The organism is Kitasatospora sp. NPDC089913, assembly GCF_044748625.1.
In the GTDB taxonomy this organism is placed as follows: domain Bacteria; phylum Actinomycetota; class Actinomycetes; order Streptomycetales; family Streptomycetaceae; genus Kitasatospora.
Window position 1 is genome coordinate 258,486 of sequence record NZ_JBIVGI010000004.1, and the last position, 17,591, is coordinate 276,076.

The following is a 17,591-nucleotide window of genomic DNA, read 5'->3' on the forward strand; positions in this document are numbered from 1 at the left end:
CCGCCACCCGATCGGAGCCCCAGCATGTCGCTGGACAAGACCTACCAGCTGGTCCCGGGCACGACCGTCTTCGACGCCGAGCAGTCCGCCAGGGGCTACCACCTCAACCAGTTCTGCATGTCGCTGATGACGGCCGACAACCGCGAGCTGTACCTCGCCGACGAGCGCGCCTACCTGGACGCCTGGCCGCTGCGGGAGGAGCAGAAGCGGGCGCTGCTGGAGCGCGACCTGAACGCCGCGATGCGCGAGGGCGGCAACATCTACTTCCTCGCCAAGTGGGGCGCCACGCTGGGACTGTCGTTCCAGCAGATGGCGGGCTCGATGACCGGCATGACCGAGCAGGAGTACCGCGACATGATGCTGCGCGGCGGCCGCTCGGTCGAGGGCAACCGGATCGACCACGCCGTCCTCGAAGCCGCCCACGCCGACCGCAGGCCGCCCGCCGGGCACGCGACCGTCACCGGCGCGGTCTTCACCTCGCACGTGCCGGCGATCGGTGCGGCGATGGACCACCACAAGACCGACGAGCCCTACTGGCGGCCCGTCTTCGAGGGCTACGAGTACTCCAGGCGGTGGGCGCGCGAGAACCTCCCCGACGTGATCCTCCTGGTCTACAACGACCACGCCTCCGCCTTCGACCAGTCGATGGTTCCGACCTTCGTGCTCGGCACCGGCGCCGCCTGCCCCACCGCCGACGAGGGCTACGGACCCCGCCCGGTCCCCGGGACCGAGGGCGATCCCGACCTGGCCGCGCACATCGCCCACTCACTGATCCGCGACGACTTCGACCTCACCCTGGCCAACGAGATGAGCGTCGACCACGGCCTGACCGTTCCGCTGTCGCTGATGTTCGGCGACGTCGAGCGGTGGCCGTGCAGGGTGATCCCGCTCCACGTCAACGTGGTGCAGTACCCCGTGCCCTCGGGCGCCAGGTGCTTCGAGCTCGGCAGGGCGCTGCGCAGGGCCGTCGAGTCCTACGAGCGGCCGCTGAAGGTCCAGGTCTGGGGCACCGGCGGCATGAGCCACCAGCTCCAGGGGCCGCGCGCGGGTCTGATCAACCGCGCGTGGGACAACGCCTTCCTGGACCGCTTGATCACCGATCCGCAGGGACTGGCCCGGGTCCCACACCTGGAGTACGTCGAGGAGGCCGGCTCCGAGGGCATCGAGCTGGTCATGTGGCTGATCGCCCGGGGAGCGATGAGCGACGTCGACGGCGCGGGCCGCACCGAGGTCAAGCACCGCTTCTACCACGTGCCGGCGTCCAACACCGCCGTCGGCCACCTGATTCTCGAGAACCACCCGGCGGGCGGGACGCCCACCACGAAGGAGTGACGACATGACCGACGAGCAGACCGTGCGGATCGCCCTGGTCGGGGGCGGCGCCTTCGGCGCCAAGCACGCGGCCGCGCTGCGCCGGATCGAGGGAGTGGAGGTGGCCGCCGTGGTCAGCAGCACCCTGGAGAAGGCGCGCAGGTTCGCCGAGGAGCAGGCCGTGGGCCGCGCCGTCGCGACGCTGGAGGAGGTGCTCGCGGCGGACGACATCGACGCGGTGGTCCTCGCGACGCCCACCCACCTGCACGCCGGGCAGACCCTCGCCTGCCTGGAAGCGGGCAAGCACGTCCAGGTCGAGATCCCGCTCGCCGACTCGCTGGGCGACGCGGAGGCCTGCGACGCGGCGCAGCGCCGGACCGGGCTGGTCGCCATGGTGGGCCACACCCGGCGCTTCAACCCCAGCCACCAGTGGGTGCACCGGCGGATCCGCTCCGGCGACTACCGGATCCAGCAGATGGACGTGCAGACCTACTTCCTGCGCCGCGAGAACCTCAACGCCCTGGGCCAGGCGCGTTCCTGGACGGACCACCTGCTGTGGCACCACGCCGCGCACACCGTCGACCTGTTCGCCCACCAGACCGGCTCGCCGATCGTGCAGGCCAACGCGATCCAGGGGCCGGTCCACCCCGAACTGGGCATCGCGATGGACATGTCCGTCCAGCTGCGGGCGGAGAACGGAGCCATCTGCACGCTGTCGCTGTCCTTCAACAACGACGGTCCGCTGGGCACCTTCTTCCGCTACATCGGCGACACCGGCACCTACCTGGCACGGTACGACGACCTGTTCACCGGCCAGGACGTGCCGATCGACGTGAGCGGGGTCGACGTCTCGATGGACGGCATCGAGCTGCAGGACCGCGAGTTCGTCGCCGCGATCCGCGAGGGCCGCGAGCCGAACGCCTCGGTCGCCCAGGTGCTGAACTGCTACCGGACGCTGGCCGTCCTGGAGCAGCAGCTCGCGGCCGCCGCGTCCTGACCGGGGGCCGACGCGAGGCTCCGGGCGCCGCGTGTCGCGACGCCCGGGGCCCTGGGAGGTCCTGACCCGGTCCTCGAGGGGTGCGCCGGGGGCGGGTCAGGTCGGCCCGGCGGGTTTCGCCCCTCCCGCGCCGGTGCTGGTCAGGAGCCGGGCGCAAGGTCGTCCAGGAGGTCGAACTCGACGCGGACGCGGTCGATGTCGGCCCGGAGGAACGCGGCCGCGCGGCGGGCCCGGTCGGCGTCGGCGCCGCTCTCGCGGGCCCACTGCAGGACGCGGGCGGCGGCGAAGGTGTAGGCGATCGCCCGGCCGGCCAGGACCAGGTGCTCCTGGGCGAGTTCGCGGTCGAGGAACCGCAGGTCGAGGCCGTGCGCCGGGACGGCCGGCGCGGTCGGTTCCCAGTCGGCGAGGAAGGCGCTGAGGGAACGGCCGGGCGAACGGTCCAGGCAGTGCTGGGCGAGTTGCTGGCCGAGGAGGTCGTTGGTGCCGTCGAACACGGTGAAGACCCGGGAGTCCAGGAACGCCTGGGCGGCGATGTTGGTCGGCGAGCCGTTGCGGTAGCCCTCGCCGCCCGCGAGTTGCTGGTAGTGGTTGGCGGAGCTCACCATCAGCTCGGTGGCCACGATCTTGACGGCCTGGATGCAGGGGAACGCGGGGGTGAGGTCGGCCGTGAGGTCCAGCCGGGTCCGGACGTAGTGGTCGAGCGCCGCGCAGACGGTGTGGGCGGCGTCGACGGCTTCGAGCCGGTGGCGGACGAACCCGATCGCCGACAGGGGCGAGCGCCCGACGCGACGCGCGTCGGCGTAGGCGCGTGCCTCGCGGGCGAGACGGCGCAGGAAGCCGCACGCCAGCGCGCCGATCAGGGCCCGCCCCGACAGGTAGATGTCCACCATCGAGCTCAGGTCGCCCGCCCCGACGTCGATGCGCCGGTGTGCGGGAACGATCGCGTCGATGTCGTTGACCCCGTAGTCGATCACCTTCAGGCCCAGCGCCTCGTACCGCTGCGAGGTGCGGAACCCGTCGCCGCGCTCGACGACGAACCACCCGTACTCGCGGCCGCCGTCGCGGTCCCGTTTGGCGACGACCACCCACCACGACGCGGTGGCGCTCAGCGCCTGCCAGTGCTTGCGGCCGCGGATGCGGTAGCCGCCCTCGACCTCCTCGAAGGTGGTGGTCAGGCCCGACATGGCGGAGCCGCAGCCGGGTTCGGTGGAGGCGAACCCGGCCGTCGGCGCGACCGGAGCGGCGAACAGGGGCAGCACCTCGCGCTTGGTCTCCTCGCCGGCCCACCGCACGACGGGTCGCAGTGCCAGCCCGGTGACGATCGCCGTGTGGACGGCGACGGCCAGGTTCCGCTCCGCCAGGACCTCGACCACCCGGCACATCTCGACGTGGCTGCCCCGGCCGCCGTACTCGACCGGCAGCACCGGCAGCAGCACGCCCGCCCCCGTCAGCCCGGCCCAGTCCTGCGCGGGCAGTTCCCGCTGCGGGTAGGTGGCCGCGTCGAACCGCACGGCGGCCGCCTCGATCCCGGCGACGAACTCCTCCGTCGGGAGCGAGGCGAGGACCGCGACCGACGTGCGGGCGTCCGCGGCTTCAGTCATGACTCCATCCGTTTCCGGGACGTGCGACCCGGTTGCCCGGAACCGTTCCTGACGGTTCGCGGCGGCCGCCGACCGGGCGGCGCGGGTGTCGGTCCGGTGATCCTACTGACGGGCTCGGCCGGAGAGCCGCAGGGGGCCGGACGGAGTGCTGCCGGCCCCACCCGTCCCCTGCGGCGGTGCGTCGTGCACGGCCCGGCGGATTCGAGTCCGATTGCATGCCGGTAATTCCAGGCGTTCCTGACATGCATTTGAAGTCAGTCATGAGGGCGCCTACCTTCGTTACCGGAGCGCCGCATAGGGCGCGCGGTTCGGTCCGAACCTCCTCATCACCCGCTTTCTGCAAGGGAGTTCACCATGCAAGAAACGCTTCGGAACGCCGTCGCCTCCGCCGGTCCCGCGCCCGCCTCGGTTCCCGGCCCCGCCTCGGTTCCCGGCCCCGTTTCCGTTACCGCCCCCGTTTCCGTTCCCGCCTCCGATGCGGACCTGCTGACCCGTACCGCGCTCGCCGTGCGCGAGGCCGGCGCCGCGCTTCGCGCGCTCTTCGGCGAGGTGGTCCGTTACGAGAGCCGCGAGGAGCTGATGCGCGCGCTGGCCGTCAACGACGACGCGGCGCTGGAGATCCTGCGCCCCGCCCTCACCGGGCTGCGCCCGCAGGCCCGGTGGGTGGAGGACGAGCTCGACGGCGGGGCGCTGCCGCCGGGTGAGTGGTGGGTGGTGGATCCGGCCGAGGGCAACGTCAACCACCTGCACGCCCTGCCCGAGTGGGCGGTGACCGCCACCCTGGTCCGGGAGAACAGCCCGGTCCTGACCGTGGTCCACCTGCCGCTGACCGGCGAGACCTACACCGCGCTCGCCGGCGCGGGCGCCCACCTCGACGGTCGGCCGTTGCGCGTCGCCCCGACCACCGACCTGGGCCTTGGCATCGTGGCCACCAGCCAGGCCCGCCCCGACGAGGACGAGAGCGTCGTGCGGCGCATCGGCTCCTCCGTCACCGCGATGCTCCTCGACGCACTCGTCGTGCGCACCTCGGTGCCCGCGACCCTGCACCTGGCCAACGTCGCCGCCGGCCGCACCGACGTCTTCTGGCAGTTCGCCGGGGCCCGTGCCGACCTGCTCCCCGGCGCCCTGCTCGTCACCGAGGCCGGCGGACACGTCTCCGACACCGACGGCCGCCCCTGGACCCCGCGGAGCGAGAGCTTCCTGGCGACCGCCCCCGGCATCCACGCCCAGGCCGTCACCACCCTCTCGCGCTGAACCTCACCACCGACTGCACGTACGGAAGGACCACATCATGACCACGATCGCAGTTCTCGGGAACGGCCGCGTCGGCGGCAATCTGGCCGCGGCCCTCACCCGGGCCGGCCACCAGGTCACGGTCGCGGACCGCGCACCGGGCGAGGCCGCCGCGGCGGCCCGGACCGCCGAGATCGTCATCAACGCCACCCCCGGCGCCGGCTCGCTGGAGCGGCTCGCCGCCCTGCGCGAGGAACTGCGCGGCAGGATCCTCGTCGACGTCTCCAACGCCACCACCGACGGACCGGACGGACTGCCCGCCGACCTGCTCCACCCCGGCTCCAGCCTCGCCGAACAGCTGCAGGAGGCCCTCCCGGAGACCCACGTCGTCAAGACCCTCAACACCATGCTCTTCCCGGTGATGACCGCACCGGCCACCCTCACCCAGGCGCCGACCGTCTTCCTGTCCGGCGAGGACCCTCAGGCCAAGAAGACCGTCCACGACCTGCTCACCGACCTCGGCTGGCACCCCGAGTGGATCACCGACCTCGGCGGGATCACCACCGCCCGCGCCACCGAGGCCGCGATCCTGTTCGTCCCGCACATCATCCGCTCCACCGGATTCACCCCCTTCGCGATCTCCATCGCCCGCTGACGGTCGGTCCGGAGCCGACCCACCGGCTCCGGACCGGCGCCGACCGGCCGCCAACGCACCGGCCCCGGCGCAGGGGAGGGCACCAGTGCCGGCCTCGCCGGACCGTGAGACGGGCCGGCGATCGCGTACTCCGGAGAGGATCTTCGTGTCGCGGTGAGCGCCCTGCTGCTCGAGCGTGGTCTGTCGTTCTCGACCGAGGCAGCCCGGGAGGACCTGGGCGACCGGTCGGCGGCCGAGGTCAGGAACGCGTTCCGTCCCGGAGATCCGCTCCTTCGGGCGCGAATCCACAGGACTCCGTTACCGACCCGCACGGCGGAACGGCCGGGCGGGCTCGCCTCTTGGTGGCCCGACCCGAGGCCACGGCGGTGCCCGTCGCGCTCTCGGGGCGGGCCGAAGGGGTGAGCTGGTTCAGCGGATGGTGGCGTCGCCGGCGAAGTAGCCGGGCGCGAGCCGGTCGGAGTTGGCGAAGAGCAGCACGCACTGCTCGTTGAGGAAGCCGCTGATCTGCGCGGACTCGCGGGCCATCCTCTCGGCGTCGCGCTTCGCCTTCTGGGGCTGTTCCGGTAGGCGAAGCCGCTGAACGTCCGTGTCTCCTGGGTGCCGGCAACGGCGCGGGCACCGCTCGTCGTGGCGGTCGTGGCGGTCGTGGCGTGAGCGGCGGTCGGCGCGATCACGGCCAGACCCGCGAGGACGAGGGCGGCGCCGCCCCGGACGAGCATCGACGTCATGACGTTCTCCGGCGTGCCCGCCACCCGGCGGGTCTCTTTCCCGCCGGGTGGCGAGTGGGTTCCCCCACCCGGACCCGGTTCCGGTCGCTTCCGGCGATCTACGGTAGGTGGTCCAGGCGCGGCATCGGGGGGATTCCCGGTGTCGTAGCCGCACCGCTCCCACACCACTACGGCGGCCCCACGTGTGCCGGCAGCGGCCGACGGGGGCCGCCCGCCGATGAACGGACCACCGACCTGATGAGCCGGGCTTCGTGACCCACCACCGGCCTGTGCGAACAGTCCCCGCCCCGGAACCGTCCGTCCTGTGCGACTCTTCTTCCTCGCCGAACGGGGACATCCCCCTCCCGCCCCGGGCGGCCAGGGTGGCCGACCTCTCCCTCGGGGTGGAGCCGGCGGCATGGGCGGCACCGGACGCACCGTCAAGCAGCTTCTGCAGAGCCTCCCGCGGGGCTCGGGTGAGCGCGCGCCCGGACGTCGCCCTGGTCGCTGTTCTGGAGCGCGACGGGACGCGGCCGGGCGGGTGGCCATCCGTACACCGGCACCGACGTCCACCTGTTCCTCCGCCGGTTCGTGGACGAAGCTGGTGCTCGGCCCGGACGCAGCCCCTCGGGGACCGGGGGGCCGGGAAGGCCCTGGGCATCCCCGCGTCGCGCCCCTGGGGCGTCGACGGGACGTTCCCGGTGCGTCCGCGCAGCTCCCGATTCATTTCGGAGAGCATGTCCGAAATATCGTTCCGTATATCGGTCCGTTAATTTTTCATCGAATGTGATAGAAACGCCTCTGCCGATTCGCATGGTCGGCAGAAAAGGGGTCGGCCGAGATCCGCGAATGGCCGCGAATCCGGTGTGCCCCGGGGATTTTCCAGAAGGAGAATGATGAACAACATTGCTGCGCCGCGCTTCGTTCGCGCGGCCGCGCTTCCGGCCGCCGTGTTCGGCGCGCTGATGATGGCCGCCGTCTCGGTGCCGAACTTCATGAAGAGCGCGTTCGGCATGAGCTCCGACAGCGCCAGCGCTGCTTGGAACGCCATCAACACCGGAATGGACGTCGCGTCCGCCGTCGGCCTGGCGAGCGGTGGTCTCGCGGTCGGTGCGATCGCGATCTGGGGTCTGAAGCGTGCGCTGAAGTCCGGCGGCAAGTCGGCCGCGATCAAGTAATTCACGGTTCGGCGCGGTCGGGGTGTCCGTTGGAGTCGGGCACCCCGACCGCTGCCGGATTCATTCTCGGATACAGGGAGGCTCGGATCCGGGTGAAAACGATGGGAAGCGGCGTTGCGGCGGCCGTGGGAGGCCTGGTTCACCGGCAGCGCTGGGCGCTCTCGACCGGTGTGCTCGCCTGGTGCGCGGCCTTCGCGGTCGGCTGGCGGTGGTGCGACCCACACCCCTACGGCCTGATCCCGGTCCGGCCGGATCCGGGCCTGGCGTTGTTCTCCGAGATCCTCACACGCAACGTCGGTGTGGCATCGGCTCTCTGGTTGTCAGGGCTGCTGACCGCCGGGGTCGCGGTGCTACCGGCGACGCTGGCGGTCGGTGCGCTGGCGGGCGTGACCTGGGGGCAGGCTCTGCCCGTCCTCGGGCTCGAGGCGGTGGTTCGCCACGTACTGCCCCACCTGGGGGTCGAGTTTCTCGCCGTCGGCTGCGCCGTCGGCGCAGGGCTGGTCCCGTTCAGGCCGCTGTGGCGCAGTGTCACCGGCGCAGGACAGGCCGACTGGCGTGCGGAGCTGGCCGATTCGGGGCGGCTGTGGGGTGTGGTGCTGGTGTTGCTTGCGGTAGCGGCGGGAGTGGAGACATGGATAAGTACCTGAGTGCTGCCGGGCGAGGGCCGAAGGCGTGGCTGCTGTCGCGTCGCGGCCACGTGTGGACGGTCGTCGTCCTGCTTGCGCTGGTGACGGTGATGTGTGTGCCGGTCTGGGGTCCCCTTCGGGCACAGGTCGCGGAGCGGCTCCCGGACACCTCGGCAGAGGCCGTCACCCTCGGCGCCGCCGTCGGCTGGACCGCTCTGACGATCGGGAACCTGGCCACGGTGGGGGTGCTGATGGCCCTGATAAGCGTAGTGGGGGCGGGGCTGGTGCGGTGGGTCGGGGGATCCGGCGACTTCGCGCGGGCCCGCCGGGGTTTCGCGCTGGGCTGGGTCGCCTTCGTGGTGCTGCGGGCAGGCGGCTGGCTTCTGCTCCCCGGACCGGCCGACGGCGAGGCGGCCGCCGCGGTGCCTTCGGTGGTCCGCGCGGACGCCGGCGTGCTGCTGATGCTCCCGCTGGCGGTGTGTGTCGCCTGGGGCCTTTGCGAGCTCTCGCTGCGGAGGGCGCTGCTCGCGGGAGGAGCCCTCGGAGGACTCTTCGCCACGTCCTGTCTCGGCCTGAGCGGCCTGTAGATCCCCGATCCCATGGAGAATCCGTGATCACACGATTCCTGCTGACGATGGCCGGCGACCGGCGGGTCCTGGATCTCTCGATCCGCTGTTGGGTGGCGGTCGTGGACGGCCTGTCCAGGCCCTGGCTGCGGGCGGTGGCGAGCGCCTGCTCGGTGCTGGCCGGAGTGCTCGCGATCGTGCGCTTCGGATGGTTCCGGGCCACGGCCGACGAGACCCTGCGGGCGCTGTCCGCGCCCGGCGCGGTGAACGCCGACCCCCAGCAGGTGATGCGCATGGCCGAACTGATGAACGTGCTCTGGCTCGCCTCGGGAGCGGTCCTGCTGGTGTTCGGCCTCATGGTGGCCGTCGCCGGTTCCGGCAGTGTGACGCTCGTCGTCGGCGGCGTCCTGTGGTGGACGCCCCTGGCGATGATCGGGCAGCGCATGCCGGCGGCCGACGGCCTGCACACCGTCGGTGCGGTGTTCATCGCGCTGTCCGTCGTGTCCACCCTGCTGACACCCGCCCACAACGCCGCCCGCGGCAGGCGGCGGCAGCGACCGAGCGGACCGGGGGCGGGCGATGAGCAGACCGACTGACCAGCATTCGCACCGTACCGGCACGCGAAGCGGTGGCCGATCGGCGGCGTGCACGACCCTGGGCCAACGCCCCTCGCCGGCCGGACTGCTCGTGGAGCTTCGGGCGGTCTCGGCGCTGGCGACGGCGGACCTGCGACGCCTGCTCGCCACGCAGCCAGGGCCACTGGCCGTGATTCTCCGGCGGCGCCGGGCCCTGGCGGGGACATTGGCAGTCACCGTCGCGGTCGCGGCCGTGGGCGTGTGCGTCCTGCTGGGCCGGGTGCTGGGCACGATCGCCCCCGTGACCACCGCCCGCCCGGCCGACATCGCACTCTGGTCCTGGATGCCCGTGACGGTCTACCTGGTGCTGCAGTGCCTGCACGTGGACCCCGCCACCGCCCGAGCCCTGGTCTCGCCCCGGGACCGCGAGGTCCTGCGTACCCTGCCGGTCGGCCTCGGCCGCCTGGTCGCGGCCCGTCTGGTGCTGCCCGGTCTGGCCGTCGCCACCGCCGTGGTGGTACTCGGCGCCGCGATCGCCCTGCCCTGGCTCAGCGCGTCGGACACCGGCTCACAACTGGCCGCCACGGCCCTGCTGCACCTGACCGGTGTCGCCTGCACCGGGGCCCTCGCCCGCATGGTACTGATCACCTGGCTGATGCGACCGCTCGTACGAGTGGCCCACCTGCCGCGCTGCGCCCTGGCGGTGGGGTGCGGTGCTGTGCTGGGGGTGTGGGCCGGACCGTTCCTGCGCGCCCTCGGAGGAGATCCCGCCACTGCGGGCGACTCCGCGATCCACCGCGTCACGGACGTCGTGAGGACGATCCGCCCCTCCCTGTGGGCGGAAATGTTCGAACCCGCCGCCGCTCGCTGGGCGGCCCTCGCCTATGTGCTCGTGACCGTGGCGGCCGCGGTCGAACTCGCCCGCCGCACCCGTGCGGTGGAGCGGGCGACAACGGTACGCCCCGGCGCCCCGGCCCACCGCGGTCGTGGCGGCCGCGCCGCGGTCGTGCCTACCCCCTCCGGCGCCCAGGTCCTTGCCCTGCGCCTGGCCTGGCTCAGGCTCAACCGGGCGGACCCCGCCGTGGTCGGCGGCGCCGCGCGGCTCCATCGTCTGAGCCTGCTGATCGGAACCGCGTGCGTCGCAGCCGTGATCCGGCTCGGAGAGGCACCCTGGCAGTTGCCCGTCCCCGCACTGCTCGGCCTGATGGTCACCCTGGCGTTCGTCGCGAGTGCCGAGGTCGTCCAGATCTGCGGCATCGAATCAGAGCCACGGACCTGGCAGGCGCTGGGCCAGACCGCCGTGCCCTCCGGCGCCTGGCCCGCGGCCAGGGCCGGCGCCGCGGCCCTGGGCATCCTGATCCTCACGGCTCCCTGCTACCTGGGCATCGCCCTGCTCTGCGGCACCCGGGGCAGTTCGTGGGTGCCGGTCCTGCTCGCCCTTCCGCTCACCGCTGTGTGCGCCGGCTGTGCCCTGGTCCTCACCTGGTACGCCGTACCCGGGGCCGAACGCTTCGACAACGGGCGCGTACAGCGTCCCACCTCCACCGAGACCGTCGAGGCCGTCCTGACCCTCCTGCTCCTGGCACCGGCAACCCTGGGCTGTCTGGCCTCCTACCGGATGCTCGGTGGCACCGCTGCGGCCCTTGCCACGGCCCTTGCCCAGTGCGTTCTGCTGATCGCCCTCATCGCGGCGCTCGCCCGGATCCGCTCCACCGAACTCACTTTCACCAGCCCCACGAACGACCCGAGGAAGCCATCGTGATCGCCATCGAGTCACTGACCGTCCGCGGAGGTGACCGTGACCTCCTGGGACGGCTCACGCTGCGGATCAACAGCGGCGAAGCCGTCCGGATCGCCGGCCGCAACGGATCGGGGAAGAGCACCCTGCTGAGCGTGCTGGCCGGGCTGCGCCGACCGGACGAGGGGGAGGTCCTGGTGGACGGACACGCCGCCGGAAGGCCCGGCGCGCGCCGGATCACGGGTTTTCTTCAGGAACCCCACCCGCTCTACGACTACCTGACGGTCGCCGAGCACCTGTCCATGGCCGCCGGCCTGTGGGGGCGTTCGGCCGCCGACCTGGCTGCCCGGGCAGGACGACTGGGTGTCGCGGACCAGGCGGACGAGCTGGTACGTGACCTGTCACTCGGGCAGCGCAAGAAACTCGCCCTGGTGGTCGCCACCGCCCACGACCCCGTCCTCGTCCTGCTGGACGAACCGTTCAACGGGCTCGACGACCAGGCTGTTGGCGAGGTGCGGACCATGATCGGACGGTGGCGCGGGCAAGGGCGCGCCGTCGTCCTCACCTCCCACCTCCTCGACCCGCTCGCGGACGTCGTCGACCGCACCGTCGACCTCGACCGTCTGCCCCAGGCGGTGCCCGGTGATTGACGCCGTCGACCTGGTCAAGCACTACGACCGCCGCCGCGTTCTCGACAACCTCTCCTTCCAGGTCCTGCCTGGCCGGGTAACCGGTCTGCTCGGGCCCAACGGAGCGGGTAAGTCCACCGCGATGCGGATCCTGCTCGGCCTGAGCACCGCCGATTCCGGCACCGCCACCGTCAACGGCCGGCCCTACGAGGCCCGGACCCGACCGCTCACCGAGGTGGGCGCACTGGTCGACGGCGCCGGCGCAGACCCCCGGCGTTCCGCTCGCGCGCACCTCGGATGGCTGGCCCGGGCCAACGGCCTGCCGCGGCGGCGGGCCGACGAGGTGCTCGAACTCGTCGGACTGGCCACCGTGGCAGGGCACCGCGTCGGCGGCTACTCGCTCGGCATGCGCCAGCGCCTGGGCCTGGCAGCCGCCCTCCTCGGCGACCCCGGGGTACTCGTCCTCGACGAGCCCGTCAACGGCCTCGATGTCGAAGGGACCCGCTGGCTGCGCGACCTCCTCCGCCGACTCGCCCACGAGGGACGGACAGTCCTGCTCTCGAGCCACCACATCGCCGAACTGGCCGTGACCGCGGATCACGTCCTGGTGATCGGCCGGGGCCGCCTGCTCGCGGACCGGCCCATCGACGAGCTCGCGAACCGCACCCGGCTCGAGGTACGCATGCGCTGCCCCCGGATCGACGAGTTCGCCCGGATCCTCGCGAACGTCGGCGGCGCGGTCTCGGGGATCTCCGCCGACACCTTGGTGTCCGGCCTGTCCGCCGAGCGGATCGGCGACCTGGCAGCCGCCCACGGCATCGCCGTCCACGAGCTGACCCCGACGCGCACGACCCTGGAAGAGGCGTACCTGAGCCTCACCGGACAAGCCGTCGAGTATGCGGCGCGGAACCCGGACCGTACGACGGTGGAGGGTTCCCGTGCGTGACGCCGTAGCCGGTGAGTGGTTCAAACTCCGCACCCTCGCCTCGACCTACTGGTTGACAGCGGCAGCCGTCCTGACGACCACCCTCACCGGTGTTCTGCTCTGCCGGCTGCTCAGCCCCGACTACCGAGCTCTGGACACCGAGCACCAGCGGGCCTTCGACCCCGTGGGAATGTCCTTCACCGGAGTGCAGTTCGGCCAGCTCTGCATGGTCGTCCTGGCGGTCCGCGCCGTCGGCTCGGAGTTCTCCACCGGCCTGATCCGGCTGTCACTCACAGCCGTTCCGGACCGCTCGACCTTCCTGAGCGCCAAGCTCGCGGTCCTCTCCCTGCTCGGCATGGGCTGCGGCCTGCTCTCCGGTATCCTCTCCGTGGGCCTTGGGACCGCGGCCCTGACAGGCGGTGACTCCCTGTTGTTCACCGTCGACGGTGTGCGCGCCGCTCTTGGGAACGCCCTCTATTTCTCGTCGCTGGCGGCCTTGTCCGCCGCGGTGGCCTTCCTCGTACGGCGCACTCTGACCGCGCTCGGCATCCTCCTGCCCCTCTTCTTCGTTCTCTCCGGACTGTTCGGCACGGCAGACCGGCTACGTCCGTACAGTCGGCTGCTTCCGGACCGGGCAGGCCTGCGCCTGATGCAGATCCACCAGGAGTCCGGTGATCTCGCTCCTGCCGCAGGTGGTCTCGTCCTGTTGCTGTGGACCGCGGCCGCGATCGCCGCCGGATGGTGGGCCCTGCGGGCGCAGGAGGTCTGACCGGTTGGCTGCCGCCCCGTACCGCGTGTGCCCTTGGCTCCCGTTCGGGGCAGGTCCCCCGCTTCGTCGTCCGGCGCGACCGGGCCGGACGGAGCGGTGCCCGGGCCGAGCAGGTTGGTGCTGGAGGCCGCCCAGGTCGGGTGGGTGTCCGCCTTGTTCGGGAAGAGCCGGCCGCGCGGCACCACCGGCGAATCTAGGCGACGTTGGGGTTGACCGGCTGTTCCGAGCCCGCTGCCACCCGGCGGCCCTTGCCGCGCTTGACGAGGACCACGGTCTTCATGGTGACTTCCGGGTAGTGCGGGGTGTAGTACGCGCCCGTCCAGTAGTCGTGGAAGGAGGCCACCGTACCGATCGTGTAAGTCATCGGGTTCGCGGCCGTCTGGCCGCTTCCGGCGAAGGCCTCCATCGTCACCGTGTCCTGGCCGTCCATCCCCACCACCGCTGCGGCGTGGTACTGCGACATGATCTCCTCGCCGGGGTTCATGGCGAGCATCAGGTAGGACTGTCCCACCACCGGGCTGGCGTTGCGGTCCGTCGCCCCCTGGAAGTCGCCTGCGCGGTCGCGGTTCTGCTCGTCCGACATGCCGAAGGCCTTGAGCCCCGCGCTGGTACGGACGTTGCTGTTCGCGCCGTCGGCCAGCTCTCCGACGGCGTTGTGCATGATCTCCTCCGCCGTGTGGAGGCAGTCGTCCAGGATGTTGCGCGCCAGCTCGTGCTCCTGGTACAGCTCCGTGCCGCCGAAGAGGGCCTGCTGCGCCGTGCTCGTCGGGCGCAGGGCCGGGGAGTAGGACCCCGCGGGCGCGCTGACGCGGATCCAGATCGACGTGGCGTCTGCGTTCGGGACGGCGAAGACGCCGTTCGCCGAGACCGTCATCTGCTGCTGGCCCGGGCCGGCCTGTGCGGCCCAGCGCTGGACCGCCTCCTGGGCGGCCCCCCGGCCGGCCCGGCCCGCCTCGTGCGCGTGCTGCTCGGTCCTCGGCGCCGCCCCGCTCATGGCGCGGCGAGCGTTGCTCTCCGCCTCCCGCTCGAAGCGGTCGGAGGGGTCGGAGACCCGCAGGCCCGCTCCGTTGTCCGTACCCGCGACGGGGCCCCGGCGCTGCTGGATCACGTGGGTGAGTTCGTGGGCGAGCGTGTGCTTGTCGGCGCCGCCGTCCCCGATCACCACGTGGTTCCCACTGGTGTACGCCCGGGCGCCCACCTCGGCCGCCGACGCCTTCGCCGCGCTGCCGTCGTGGATGCGGACGTCGGAGAAGTCGGCGCCCAGCCGCCTCTCCATGTCCGCGCGCGTACCGCCGTCCAGCGGCCGGCCGCCGGCCCGCAGCACGTCGTGGACGGCCGAGCGCTGGACCGGCGCCTCTTCCGCCTCGTGGCCGCACCCCGCACCGTGGCGGTGCTGCTGCTTCAGGCGCTGGACGACCACCGAGTTCCCCACCGTCGCCTGCAGCCCGAGGAGCCCGGAGGCCTGTGCGGGTGGTGCGCCGGCCGGCCTGCGGACCGTCGTCCGGGCGTCCTCGGTGGCGTTCGGCCCGGCCTTCGCGTGGTTGTGCACTGGCGCTTCCTCCGTCGGCGGATCGGGGCCGTAGGTGATGTCCATGCCCCGCGTACGTCTCGCGCAGGCCCTTGTCATGGATACGCCGGGCGGGCCCGCGGGCGCCAGGTACCCGAGGGCAGAGCCGGCGGGCGGTGAGGGCAGTCCCGGTTCCCCCGGAGAACGGGCTTGTGCCGTGCGCGAGTCGACCGCCGTCCACGATCTCCCACCGGGGGAGGACGTCCGGCGTCATCCATGTCGGTGACCCGGCCCGGTACCTCGCCGGCTCCGTGTCTGCGTCCTGTCAGTAGCTTGCCGATCGGCCTGCGGGTGCGGCCCGCGGTGGCGGAGACTGGGACCGCACCGGGCCCCGGCCAGGGCCGACCGGTGTCGCCGTACGTCGCGTCAACAGCTCCCGCACCGTGCGCAGTTCACGAGGGCCGGCCTCGGCCGACCCGTCCGGTCACCGTCCAGCCGATCCGCACAGTCGACGAGACAGGAAGCGAACGTCATGAGCACACCCGCAGCCACCCGAACGATCCTCCGCACCACCGGCGCGTTACGGGCCGCCGTCGCGGTGGCCACCGCCGCGGCCGCCGTCGCTCTCGCGGCGCCGGCCGTACCCAGCGCGGCCGCAGCCGGCCGCGGCACGGCACCTTCCGTGGCCGTCGTGCTGCCCACCCCGCCCGGCACGCCCTTCGGCGACCCCACCGGGGTCAACGGGCTCGGCGTCGTCATCGGGAGCGTGTCCTCCGGCAGCCCCGGTGACGGCCCCCGCGCGGTGCGTTGGGACGACGACCACACCGTCGCCGTCCTCGACCCGCTCCCCGGCGACCAGTACAGCAGGACCGTCGCGCTCAACGACGCGGGCACCGTGGTCGGGTTCTCCTGGCAGTCCGGCCTGCCGGGCGGCGGACACGCCGTTCGCTGGGCCCCCGGAGCCGCCACCGCCGCCGCCCTGGCGGCGCTGCCCGGCGACGTATACAGCCGGCCCACCGCCGTCAACAGCGGGGGAACCGCCGTCGGTTACTCCTGGAACGACGCGGGACAGGAGCACGCCGTGGCGTGGCGCCCGGACGGCACGGTGGTCGCGCTCGCCGCGCTCGCCGGAGACGTTCGCACCGTCGCCACCGCGATCAACAGCTCCGGCACGGTGGTCGGTTACTCCGCGGGGGCCGGTTCCCTCGACCCCCGGCACGCGGTGGTCTGGAGCCCCGGCGGGGCCGTCACCGCCCTCGGTGCACCACCGGCCTACCGCTACACGTCCGCCACCGGCATCAACGACGCGGGAACCGTGATCGGTGGCGGGACGGCGGATCCCGACTCCGGTGCCGGGCACGGCCTGGTCTGGGCCGCCGACCACAGCCGCCGGGATCTGGGCGCGGGCACCACTGCCACGGTGCTCAACGCCTCGGGCCACATCGCGGGCACCGTGCCGCCCGCCGACCCGGACACCGCCCGGCAGGACGCGGCCCTCTGGCGCCCCGGTGGTGCGCGCAGGACGCTCGGGGCGCCCGCCGGTGTATCGGGCACTGTGCCCAGCGGCATCAACGCCTCCGCCGTCGTCGTCGGATACACCTGGAGCGGTATTCCCGCCCGCGAGTACCGGCAGGCGATGCGCTGGAGCCCCGACGGGACGGCCACCGTGCTGCCGGTCGGCGCGGGCGAGCCGTACGCGGCCGCCCTGTTCGTCAACGACGCCGGTCTCGTCGCCGGGGTCCGACTGATTCACGGAAGCAACATGTACGCCTCCCACCTGCCGGTGGTCTGGCGACCGTAGTCCCTCGCGGTTCCGCCCCTGCGACCGGTTCCCGCGTCGCAGGGGCGACGACGGCTGCCCCTGCCGGGTCCGCCGGCGCACCGCCGACGGCCCGCCCGCCACGCGCGGGGCGGGCTGTGGCGGTGGGCGCACCGCCGGGACCGCCGACCCGACCGCCACCTGTGAACCCAAGCCCGATGGCGCGTCGGGCGGTTCATTGCCCGTCGTCGAGGCCCTCGACGTCGACGGGCCGCCTTCCGTCGAACGTCACGAGGATTCCGTAGGGGTCCGCCAGCCGGAGCCTGCTCTCCGTGAAACGGATCGCCCAGGTCCGGTCGGCCCACACGGTTGCTTCAGGACCTGCCAGTGGCAACTCCGGACGGTCGAGCCAGCTCAGTTCCTCGGTGGTGAGTCCGAAGCGCGCTTCCCGGAGTCGGGTGCGGCAGTACTCCGAAGCGCGGTCGACGAAGACATCGAACTGGGTCACGATGTCGTGGGCGAAACGGAGGGTGGCCTCGTCCGGCGGGGCGGCCGGCTCGATCACCAGACTCGTCCCGATCTCGGCCGCGCCCATCGGCCCCGGGAAGAAACCGCTCCAGCAGGCCAGTGACGGAGGGCTCTCCGTCCTGCTCAGTACAACCCCGGCGATGCTTACGGTCGAGGGCAGTTGCGGGTCGACGCCAGGCTCTTCAGCGCCCGCGTCTCCCGTGGGTGCGCCGTTGTCGGTCATCGGCCCGTTGTCGGTCATCGCCTCAGCATAGGTCCGCCGGAACGGACGGCCGACCCGGCCCACG

The 17,591-nt window shown here is 72.5% G+C and carries 16 protein-coding genes; 13 read left to right on the top strand and 3 right to left on the bottom strand.

Annotated elements, in window-relative coordinates; genetic code table 11:
* Positions 1-24: 24 nt before the first annotated feature.
* Both ligA and ACIPYS_RS09340 read left to right on the top strand, forming a co-directional pair.
* Positions 25-1,332 (top strand): protocatechuate 4,5-dioxygenase subunit alpha, encoded by a 1,308-nt coding sequence (gene ligA, locus ACIPYS_RS09335; RefSeq protein ID WP_400745032.1) that lies wholly within the window; start codon positions 25-27, stop codon positions 1,330-1,332.
* 4 nt (positions 1,333-1,336) lie between these two features.
* On the top strand, positions 1,337-2,308 hold the full coding sequence (locus ACIPYS_RS09340; protein WP_400745034.1) for a Gfo/Idh/MocA family oxidoreductase: 972 nt from the start codon (positions 1,337-1,339) through the stop codon (positions 2,306-2,308).
* 140 nt (positions 2,309-2,448) lie between these two features.
* On the opposite strand, the gene ACIPYS_RS09345 is transcribed toward ACIPYS_RS09340, so the two are convergent.
* Positions 2,449-3,909, bottom strand: a complete 1,461-nt coding sequence (locus tag ACIPYS_RS09345; protein WP_400745036.1) for an acyl-CoA dehydrogenase family protein — start codon at positions 3,907-3,909, stop codon at positions 2,449-2,451.
* A gap of 354 nt (positions 3,910-4,263) precedes the next feature.
* Here ACIPYS_RS09345 and ACIPYS_RS09350 point away from each other — a divergent pair, with 354 nt between their 5' ends.
* The 10 genes from ACIPYS_RS09350 (at position 4,264) to ACIPYS_RS09395 (ending at position 13,510) form a co-directional block, all read left to right on the top strand.
* A complete protein-coding gene (locus tag ACIPYS_RS09350) occupies positions 4,264-5,163 on the top strand; it encodes an inositol monophosphatase family protein (protein ID WP_400745038.1) in 900 nt (299 codons plus the stop codon).
* A 37-nt stretch (positions 5,164-5,200) separates the two neighbouring features.
* The gene (locus ACIPYS_RS09355; protein WP_093858299.1) at positions 5,201-5,797 is read left to right on the top strand and encodes an NADPH-dependent F420 reductase; all 597 of its coding nucleotides are present in this window, start codon (positions 5,201-5,203) and stop codon (positions 5,795-5,797) included.
* A gap of 1,600 nt (positions 5,798-7,397) precedes the next feature.
* Positions 7,398-7,682, top strand: a complete 285-nt coding sequence (locus ACIPYS_RS09360; RefSeq protein WP_400745041.1) for a hypothetical protein — start codon at positions 7,398-7,400, stop codon at positions 7,680-7,682.
* 101 nt (positions 7,683-7,783) lie between these two features.
* Positions 7,784-8,329, top strand: a complete 546-nt coding sequence (locus tag ACIPYS_RS09365; protein ID WP_400745207.1) for a stage II sporulation protein M — start codon at positions 7,784-7,786, stop codon at positions 8,327-8,329.
* Positions 8,314-8,895, top strand: a complete 582-nt coding sequence (locus ACIPYS_RS09370) for a hypothetical protein (protein ID WP_400745043.1) — start codon at positions 8,314-8,316, stop codon at positions 8,893-8,895. Before ACIPYS_RS09365 ends, ACIPYS_RS09370 begins: the two co-directional genes overlap by 16 nt.
* A gap of 23 nt (positions 8,896-8,918) precedes the next feature.
* Entirely contained in the window at positions 8,919-9,470 is a 552-nt protein-coding gene (locus tag ACIPYS_RS09375) for a hypothetical protein (RefSeq protein ID WP_400745045.1), read from the top strand.
* Positions 9,471-9,675: 205 nt separating this feature from the next.
* Entirely contained in the window at positions 9,676-11,211 is a 1,536-nt protein-coding gene (locus ACIPYS_RS09380) for a hypothetical protein (protein WP_400745046.1), read from the top strand.
* Entirely contained in the window at positions 11,208-11,837 is a 630-nt protein-coding gene (locus tag ACIPYS_RS09385) for an ATP-binding cassette domain-containing protein (protein WP_400745048.1), read from the top strand. Before ACIPYS_RS09380 ends, ACIPYS_RS09385 begins: the two co-directional genes overlap by 4 nt.
* The gene (locus ACIPYS_RS09390; RefSeq protein ID WP_400745050.1) at positions 11,830-12,762 is read left to right on the top strand and encodes an ABC transporter ATP-binding protein; all 933 of its coding nucleotides are present in this window, start codon (positions 11,830-11,832) and stop codon (positions 12,760-12,762) included. Before ACIPYS_RS09385 ends, ACIPYS_RS09390 begins: the two co-directional genes overlap by 8 nt.
* Entirely contained in the window at positions 12,755-13,510 is a 756-nt protein-coding gene (locus ACIPYS_RS09395; RefSeq protein ID WP_400745052.1) for a hypothetical protein, read from the top strand. The genes ACIPYS_RS09390 and ACIPYS_RS09395 overlap by 8 nt, the downstream gene beginning before the upstream one ends.
* A 193-nt stretch (positions 13,511-13,703) precedes the next feature.
* Here ACIPYS_RS09395 and ACIPYS_RS09400 read toward each other — a convergent pair whose 3' ends face one another.
* On the bottom strand, positions 13,704-15,059 hold the full coding sequence (locus ACIPYS_RS09400) for a DUF4157 domain-containing protein (RefSeq protein ID WP_400745054.1): 1,356 nt from the start codon (positions 15,057-15,059) through the stop codon (positions 13,704-13,706).
* 490 nt (positions 15,060-15,549) lie between these two features.
* Here ACIPYS_RS09400 and ACIPYS_RS09405 point away from each other — a divergent pair, with 490 nt between their 5' ends.
* Positions 15,550-16,818 (top strand): hypothetical protein, encoded by a 1,269-nt coding sequence (locus ACIPYS_RS09405; RefSeq protein ID WP_400745056.1) that lies wholly within the window; start codon positions 15,550-15,552, stop codon positions 16,816-16,818.
* Positions 16,819-17,011: 193 nt separating this feature from the next.
* Here ACIPYS_RS09405 and ACIPYS_RS09410 read toward each other — a convergent pair whose 3' ends face one another.
* Positions 17,012-17,545: a hypothetical protein gene (locus tag ACIPYS_RS09410; protein ID WP_400745057.1), complete on the bottom strand. Its 534-nt coding sequence runs from the start codon at positions 17,543-17,545 to the stop codon at positions 17,012-17,014.
* Positions 17,546-17,591: the final 46 nt, after the last annotated feature.